The sequence below is a fragment of the Segniliparus sp. genome (assembly GCF_051660745.1).
Lineage (GTDB): Bacteria > Actinomycetota > Actinomycetes > Mycobacteriales > Mycobacteriaceae > Segniliparus.
The window spans coordinates 24,349-30,348 of record NZ_JBOFQF010000014.1 but is presented as its reverse complement, the minus strand read 5'-3'; the positions used below and the strand labels follow the sequence as shown (position 1 = coordinate 30,348).

The window sequence follows — 6,000 nt, the reverse complement described above, 5'->3', positions numbered from 1 at the left end:
CGTTCCCCCCGCCGCAATGGGCGGAGAGGGGAACGGCCCTTCTGCATCGAGCGCTCAGCGCGTCACGGGATGTGGACGCAGATGCCGTTCACGCATCCGCCGCCGCCCTGCGGGCCGCCGTAGCCGTGGCCGACTCCGGGGATGGAGCCGCTGCCGCCCTGCGGACCGCCGTGGCCGCATGCGCCCTGGGCGTTGCATCCGCCGCCGCCCTGCGTGCCGCCGTAGCCGCGGCTGCCGTCGGGGGCGGAGCCGCCGCCAGAGGTGGGAGGGCCGTTGTCATCGCCGGGGCCGTTGTCGTCCGGGTCGGCTTTGAGGAGGACGGATCCCGCGTAGTGCGTGGCCTGGGGGGAGGGATCGGTTTGCGCTCCGGCGAGGGCCGCCGGATACAAGCCGATCAGGCCGAGAATGGCAAAAGGAGCGATCTTCGCAGTGGAAACCATGGTGGTTCCTTTCTGTGTTTCTCTTTTCGCGTCGCATGCGGGTTTTTGCATGCGAGCCATCTCTAGTATAGGCGATTCGCCGCGACACATGGCGAATATTGAGTATCCTTGCAGGTCAAATGCGTGTTTAGTGAAAGCTAAGCATGGAGGCTCCGTGTATGGGGAATTCGCCCGCCCGTGTCCTCGGAAGCTGTCGCGGGAGTACCGCGCAGATGCTAAGCTTTTTCACCGGGTCCATCCCACTCCGCCATGGTGTAATTGGCAGCACCGCAGATTTTGATTCTGTTTGTCTAGGTTCGAGTCCTGGTGGCGGAACAAAGCGTTGTTCGCGCCGCTGACCTGCGTTTCTTCGCGAAGCCAGCATGCGGATGGCTTCTTCGGCGCGGCTAGGCGGCTTGGATCGCGCCGCGCAGCTCCTCCTCGACGAGGGCGAGCAGCTGGGCGCTGTTCGGGCGGCTGTTGGTGAGCTCGACCCGCAACCTGCCGTCGAACCAGCTGATCACGTATCGGGCGAACAGCCGGCCCGAGCTGGAGGTCGCGGCGGCTGCGACAGGGTCGGACAGCCCCGCGTATTGGAAGTCCAGCGCGGCGAGGCCGTCGGGCAGCCGTAACGGCGGAATCCGTCCCCAGCTGGCCGAGTGCACGATGCTGTCGAAAGCTTGGACCGCGAGGCGGGGCAGGGCGCGCCCCGCGTCGTTCTGATGGACCGTCCCGTCCGCGAGGTCCTTGGCGAGCTGGTCCTGGATCTTGCGGGCGAGCGCGACGAGGCCGGGGCCTGCCTCGGTGTCGTCGAAGAACGCGAGGCCGACCAGGTTGGTCGCCTCAAGGGCGCCGACGGGCGGGGCGACGCGCTCTCGGAGGTCGACGCTGAACGCGTACACCGGCGCGGGTTCGCCCGCGCGGATGTGCGCTCGGATCAGGGCCGCCGAGATGAGGGCGTTGGCCGAGACGCCCTCGGCCTTGGTGAAACGGGCGAGGGCCTCGGTGTCGGCCTGGCTCAGCCGCAGCCGGTCGGCCAGCGGGGCGGGACGTGCCTGGACGTCGGGGAGCTGCAGGGGCGGCAGTTGCGCGATTTCCTGCCTCGGGCTCGCGCCGGGGTATTCGCGGCGGTTGAGGTAGTGCTCGCCCGGTTGGGGGAAGGCTTGGATATGGTCCGGCGGGAAGCCGCCGGTCTCGACGCGGGAAGTGTAGAGGCTCCAGAGCTCCGTGTGGAGGGCCAGCGCCGGGGCGCCGTCCACGAGGGCGTGGAATAGGAAGAGCGTCACGCGAGTGTGCTCCTCGCCGGGGATCACGCCCAGATGCACCACGTGCTGGGTCTGGTCGAACACGGCTTCGTGCCCGGTGGACTGCGCGCCGGAGTCTTCTCCTTCGAAGACCTGGAGCCGGGCCGGGGGCCCTGGCCGCCAGACGAATTCGGGGGTCGGGACGGCTTTGCGGACGACGGCGCGCAGGGTCTCGTGCCTGCGCTGCAGCTCGACGAACGCCTGGTCGAGCGCTTCGAGGTCGAGCCTTCCCGACACGAGCACGGTGAATCCCATGAAGCCCAAAGAGCCGAGGGTCCAGAACGCCTCCGAGGGGCTCATGGCCCGGACCGCCGCGCCGGGGACGTAGCGCTCCTCGTCGTCGTGCGCCGTGTTCGTCATGCTTGGGTCTCCTTGGATCTGGGCTGGGCTGGATCAGGGCAGTGTTGGATTGGGGCGGCGCATACCGGGAAGGGCGGCAGCGCGGGTTGGCCGGGGAACAGGGGGAATCCTGTCCGCGCGGGGCTGTTCGTCACTCCGCGGACGTGGGGGAGATCGCCGCGCGGAGCTCCTCTTCGGCGTACGAGAGTATTTCCGCGTTCTTGTCGAACTTTCCCGCGATACGCCCGATCCGCAGCTGCTGGTCGACCGCGTCGACCGCATAGCCCGTGTACTCGCGGCCGAAGACGGTGGCGTACATGTCTTTCCCGAACGCGAACGAGTAGCAGGGCTGTATGTCGACCAGCGAGAGGCCTTCGGGCAACGGCGGGATGCGGAGGCGCCCCGCGTGGGTGAGGAGCAGGACGCAGCCGAAAGCCTTGTCCAACAAGAGCGGGTCCGGCTCTGTCTTGATCCAGCTCTGGTAGATCGTCCCGTCGGCGAGGTCCCCGGCGAGCTTGTCTTGGATCCTGCGGGCGAGCGCGACGAGGTCGGGGCCGGTCTCGACATCGCCGAAGTAGGCTCTGCCGAGCAGGTTCGTCGCCTCGGTGGAACCGACCGGCGGGACGACGTGCTCGCGAAGGTCGACCGGGTAGATGCAGAGCGGCGGTGCCTCGCCCGCACGGACATGGGCGCGAATGAGCGCGGCGGCGACGAGCGAGTTCGTCGAGACGCCCTCGACGCGGGCGAGGCGGGCGAGGGCTCCCCGGTCGGCCTTGCCCAACCGCCGCAGCTCGGACAGTTCGGGGCTCGAGCGGGGAGGCGGGTTCTCGCCGAACAGGAGCGGCTCGTTCCACGTCGACTCGCTCGGGGCCTCGGGCGCGAGGGCATTCGGGTCCGAGCCCGTGTACTGGCGGCGGTTGAGGTAGTGCTCCCCGGACTGGGGGAAGGCTTGGACCTCGGCGGGCGGGAAGCCGCCGGTCTGGACTCGGGCGGTGTAGAGGCCCCAGAGCTCGGCGAGCAACGCGGACACGTGGGTGCCGTCTGCGGCGGTGTGGCCGCAGAAGAAGCTCACGCGCGTGTGGTCTCCGCCGGGGACCACGTCCACGTACGACAGCTGTTCCGCCTGGTCGTGCACGGCGCCCTGCCCGGTGGGCCGGGTGCGGGGGTCTTCTCCCTCGAAGACCCTGATCCGGGCCGGGGGCCGGTCCGTCCAGACGAACTCGGGCACCGGGCCCGCCTTGCGCACCACGGCGCGAAGGGCCTCGTGCCTGCGCTGCAGCTCGGCGAACGCCTCGTCGAGCGCTTCGAGGTCCAGCTCGCCCGACACGAGCGCCGAGCCCCCGGTGAATTGCCCGGACCCGAAGACGTAGAACGTTTCGAGTCGGCTCAACGTCCGGATGCGCCCCCCGGCGGCGCGCGTCGCCTCCCCGGCTTGCGCCGGGCTCGTCGTGCTGCTCGTCATGTCGTGTGTCTCCTTGTCGGTTCTCGATGATGCTGTTGGTCGCGGACGAACGCCGTGGAGGCTCCGCCCGCGCGGCCAGGGCTGTCGCAAGGCCGCTTCCACGAGGCTTTACTCCAGATAAGGGCGCGCCGCCGCGCGGAGCTCCGCTTCGACGCTCGAAAGGATCGCGGCTCTCCGCCCGTGGTCGCCGACGATGAAGTCGGCGTTCAGCTGCCCGTCGAACCAATTGATGAGATAGGTGGTCAGGGTGACCGGCCTGCCGAAGAGGGCCGAGAGGTCGAGCTTCTCGGGGCTCGGCGGCCAATAGCCTTGGAAGTCGACGATGGCGAGGCCTTCCGGCAGCAGCGGGACTCGGACCCGCCCCAAGTTCGAAGGGTGCAGGATGCTGCTGAACTCCTTGCCCACGAGCTGGGCAAGCACCCCGCTCAGGTCGTTTTGGTAGATCGTCCCGTCGGCGAGGTCCTTGGCGAGCTGGTCCTGGATCTTGCGGGCGAGCGCGATGATATCCGGGCCTGCCTCGTCGAAGTGGAACAAGGACTCGCGGACCAGGTTGGTCGCCTCGACGGGCTCCACCGGCGGTGTGATGCGTTTGCGCAGGTCCACCGGGTAGAAGCACAGCGAGACGGGGTCGCCCGCGCGGATGTGCCCGTGGACGAGCACGGCGGAGAGGAGCGCGTTGGCCGAGAGGCCCTCGGCGCGGGCGAGGCGGGTGAGGGCTGCGGTGTCGGCTTTGCCCAGCCGGACGCGCGCGGGCAGCTCGGGCTCCGCGATGGGCGTGGCTTGAGGCTGTGGACCTGGACGGTCGGCGATGGCGGCGGCCTCTGTCCTCCCCGAGCTCGCGCCGGGGTATTCGCGGCGGTTGAGGTAGTGCTCCCCGGATTGGGGGAAGGCTTGGACCTCGGCGGGCGGGAAGCCGCCGGTCTGGACTCGGGCGGTGTAGAGGCTCCAGAACTCTTCGAACAGCGCGGAGAGGTGGGAGCCGTCCGCGATGGCGTGGTGGAAGAAGAACGTCACGCGGGTGCGGTCCTCGCCGGGGACCACGTCCACGTACATCAGCTGTTCGGTCTGGTCGAACGCCGCGCCGCGCCCGGTCGGCCGGATAGAGGGGTCCTCGCCCTCGAAGACCCTGATCCGGGCCGGGGGGCGGGTCGTCCGGACGAATTCGACGGCAGGCCCGGTCGTGCGCACGACCGAGCCGAGGGACTCCTGCCTGCGCTGGAGCTCGGCGAACGCCTCGTCGAGGGCGCCGAGCTCCAACGTCCCGGAGAGGAGCACGGAGGGGTACCCCGAGTATTTCCCCGATCCTTGGGCCCACACGGCCTCGGAGGGGCTCAGCGCCCGCACGACGTCCTGCGGCGGCGCTGTGCCCGCTCGACCTGTGCTCGCCGGGGCCGTGCTCGTCTGGCCGTGCGTCGCGTGTGTCATGATGCGCCCTCTCGTTGCGGCTGCGGGTTCTGAGGCATTGCCAGGGGGTTCGTCCAGGATCTCGGCGGGTCCGGCCAATGCGTCACACGAATTGGCCGGACAGTTGCGCCACGTCCTCCGGCGTGCGCAGCGAGACTGTCCGCAGTCCTGCGCCGGACCGCTCGACGAGCCGGGTCAGCGTGCCGCCCGGGGCCAGTTCGAGGAAGACCGTGTCCGCGTCGGCGGCGGCCGTGATCGTCGCCGAGCACAGATCCCATCTGACCGGAGAGCTGATCTGCGCGACCAGGCGCTCTCGCAGATCCTCGGGTCCTGCGACGACAGCGCCGTCGCGATTGCCGAGCATCGGGGACGAGGGCGCGGATACCGGGCAGCTCGCCACGGCCTCGGCGAACGGGGCCGTCGCGGCTGCCATCGCCGAGGTGTGGAAGGCCCCCGCCACGTCCAGCTTCATGATCCGTATGCCGTCCGGTCGCGAGGCCTCGAACTCCTCGATGGCGGCCAGCGGCCCCGCGACGACGAACTGATGGCTGCCGTTGTGGTTCGCGACGCTCAGCCCGGCAGCCGCCGTCTTCTCCTGGATCTCTTCGTCCGACGCGCCCGCGCGTTTCGCCGGGACCACAGCGGCCATGCCGGTCGACGAGGTCGCGCATGCCAGCGACATCGCGCGGCCCCTCGCGTCGGCGAGGACCAGCGCGCTGTCGTCGCTGAGGTACCCGCTGCCTGCCGCCGCGGCGAGCTCGCCGACCGAATGGCCTGCGAACAGGGCGTGCTCGCCGGAGATGTCGATCGTTTCCCGCACGAGGCGCAACGAGAGCAAAGCCGCCGCGATGATGACCGGCTGCGCCACTGCGGTGTCGCGCAGGGCGGCCTCGTCTCTGCTGGCCGCGACGAGGTCGCCGCCGATGAGCTCGGACCAGCGGGCGACAAGGCCGGGCGCCGACGGCAGGCCGAGCCAGGGATCGAGCATGCCCGGCTTTTGCACACCTTGCCCCGGAGAGGTGACGATATACCGGTACATGGTTCGCTCGCTTTCTTCGTTGTGCTCGTTGCC

Annotated in this window: 5 protein-coding genes and 1 tRNA gene; 1 reads left to right on the top strand and 5 read right to left on the bottom strand. The window is 69.6% G+C overall.

What is annotated here, in order from left to right:
• Window positions 1–62: 62 nt before the first annotated feature.
• Entirely contained in the window at window positions 63–440 is a 378-nt protein-coding gene (locus tag ACRC20_RS03920; protein ID WP_438685031.1) for a hypothetical protein, read from the bottom strand.
• Window positions 441–683: 243 nt separating this feature from the next.
• On the opposite strand from ACRC20_RS03920, the gene ACRC20_RS03915 reads away from it, so the two are divergent.
• Window positions 684–755, top strand: a tRNA-Gln gene (locus ACRC20_RS03915).
• A gap of 71 nt (window positions 756–826) precedes the next feature.
• Here the strand turns inward: ACRC20_RS03915 and ACRC20_RS03910 are convergent.
• The 4 genes from ACRC20_RS03910 to ACRC20_RS03895 all read right to left on the bottom strand — a co-directional run bounded on the left by ACRC20_RS03910 (window position 827) and on the right by ACRC20_RS03895 (window position 5,967).
• The gene (locus tag ACRC20_RS03910; protein ID WP_438685030.1) at window positions 827–2,083 is read right to left on the bottom strand and encodes a phthiocerol/phthiodiolone dimycocerosyl transferase family protein; all 1,257 of its coding nucleotides are present in this window, start codon (window positions 2,081–2,083) and stop codon (window positions 827–829) included.
• A gap of 130 nt (window positions 2,084–2,213) precedes the next feature.
• Entirely contained in the window at window positions 2,214–3,524 is a 1,311-nt protein-coding gene (locus tag ACRC20_RS03905) for a phthiocerol/phthiodiolone dimycocerosyl transferase family protein (RefSeq protein WP_438685029.1), read from the bottom strand.
• Between the two features lie 108 nt (window positions 3,525–3,632).
• Entirely contained in the window at window positions 3,633–4,949 is a 1,317-nt protein-coding gene (locus ACRC20_RS03900) for a phthiocerol/phthiodiolone dimycocerosyl transferase family protein (RefSeq protein WP_438685028.1), read from the bottom strand.
• A gap of 82 nt (window positions 4,950–5,031) precedes the next feature.
• A complete protein-coding gene (locus ACRC20_RS03895; protein ID WP_438685027.1) occupies window positions 5,032–5,967 on the bottom strand; it encodes an ACP S-malonyltransferase in 936 nt (311 codons plus the stop codon).
• Window positions 5,968–6,000: the final 33 nt, after the last annotated feature.

Bases quoted from the DNA above. Each gene is read 5' to 3' on its own strand.
- ACRC20_RS03910 (WP_438685030.1), bottom strand. From the start codon at position 2,083: ATGACGAACACGGCGCACGACGACGAGGAGCGCTACGTCCCCGGCGCG.
- ACRC20_RS03920 (WP_438685031.1), bottom strand. From the start codon at position 440: ATGGTTTCCACTGCGAAGATCGCTCCTTTTGCCATTCTCGGCCTGATC.
- ACRC20_RS03895 (WP_438685027.1), bottom strand. From the start codon at position 5,967: ATGTACCGGTATATCGTCACCTCTCCGGGGCAAGGTGTGCAAAAGCCG.
- ACRC20_RS03905 (WP_438685029.1), bottom strand. From the start codon at position 3,524: ATGACGAGCAGCACGACGAGCCCGGCGCAAGCCGGGGAGGCGACGCGC.
- ACRC20_RS03900 (WP_438685028.1), bottom strand. From the start codon at position 4,949: ATGACACACGCGACGCACGGCCAGACGAGCACGGCCCCGGCGAGCACA.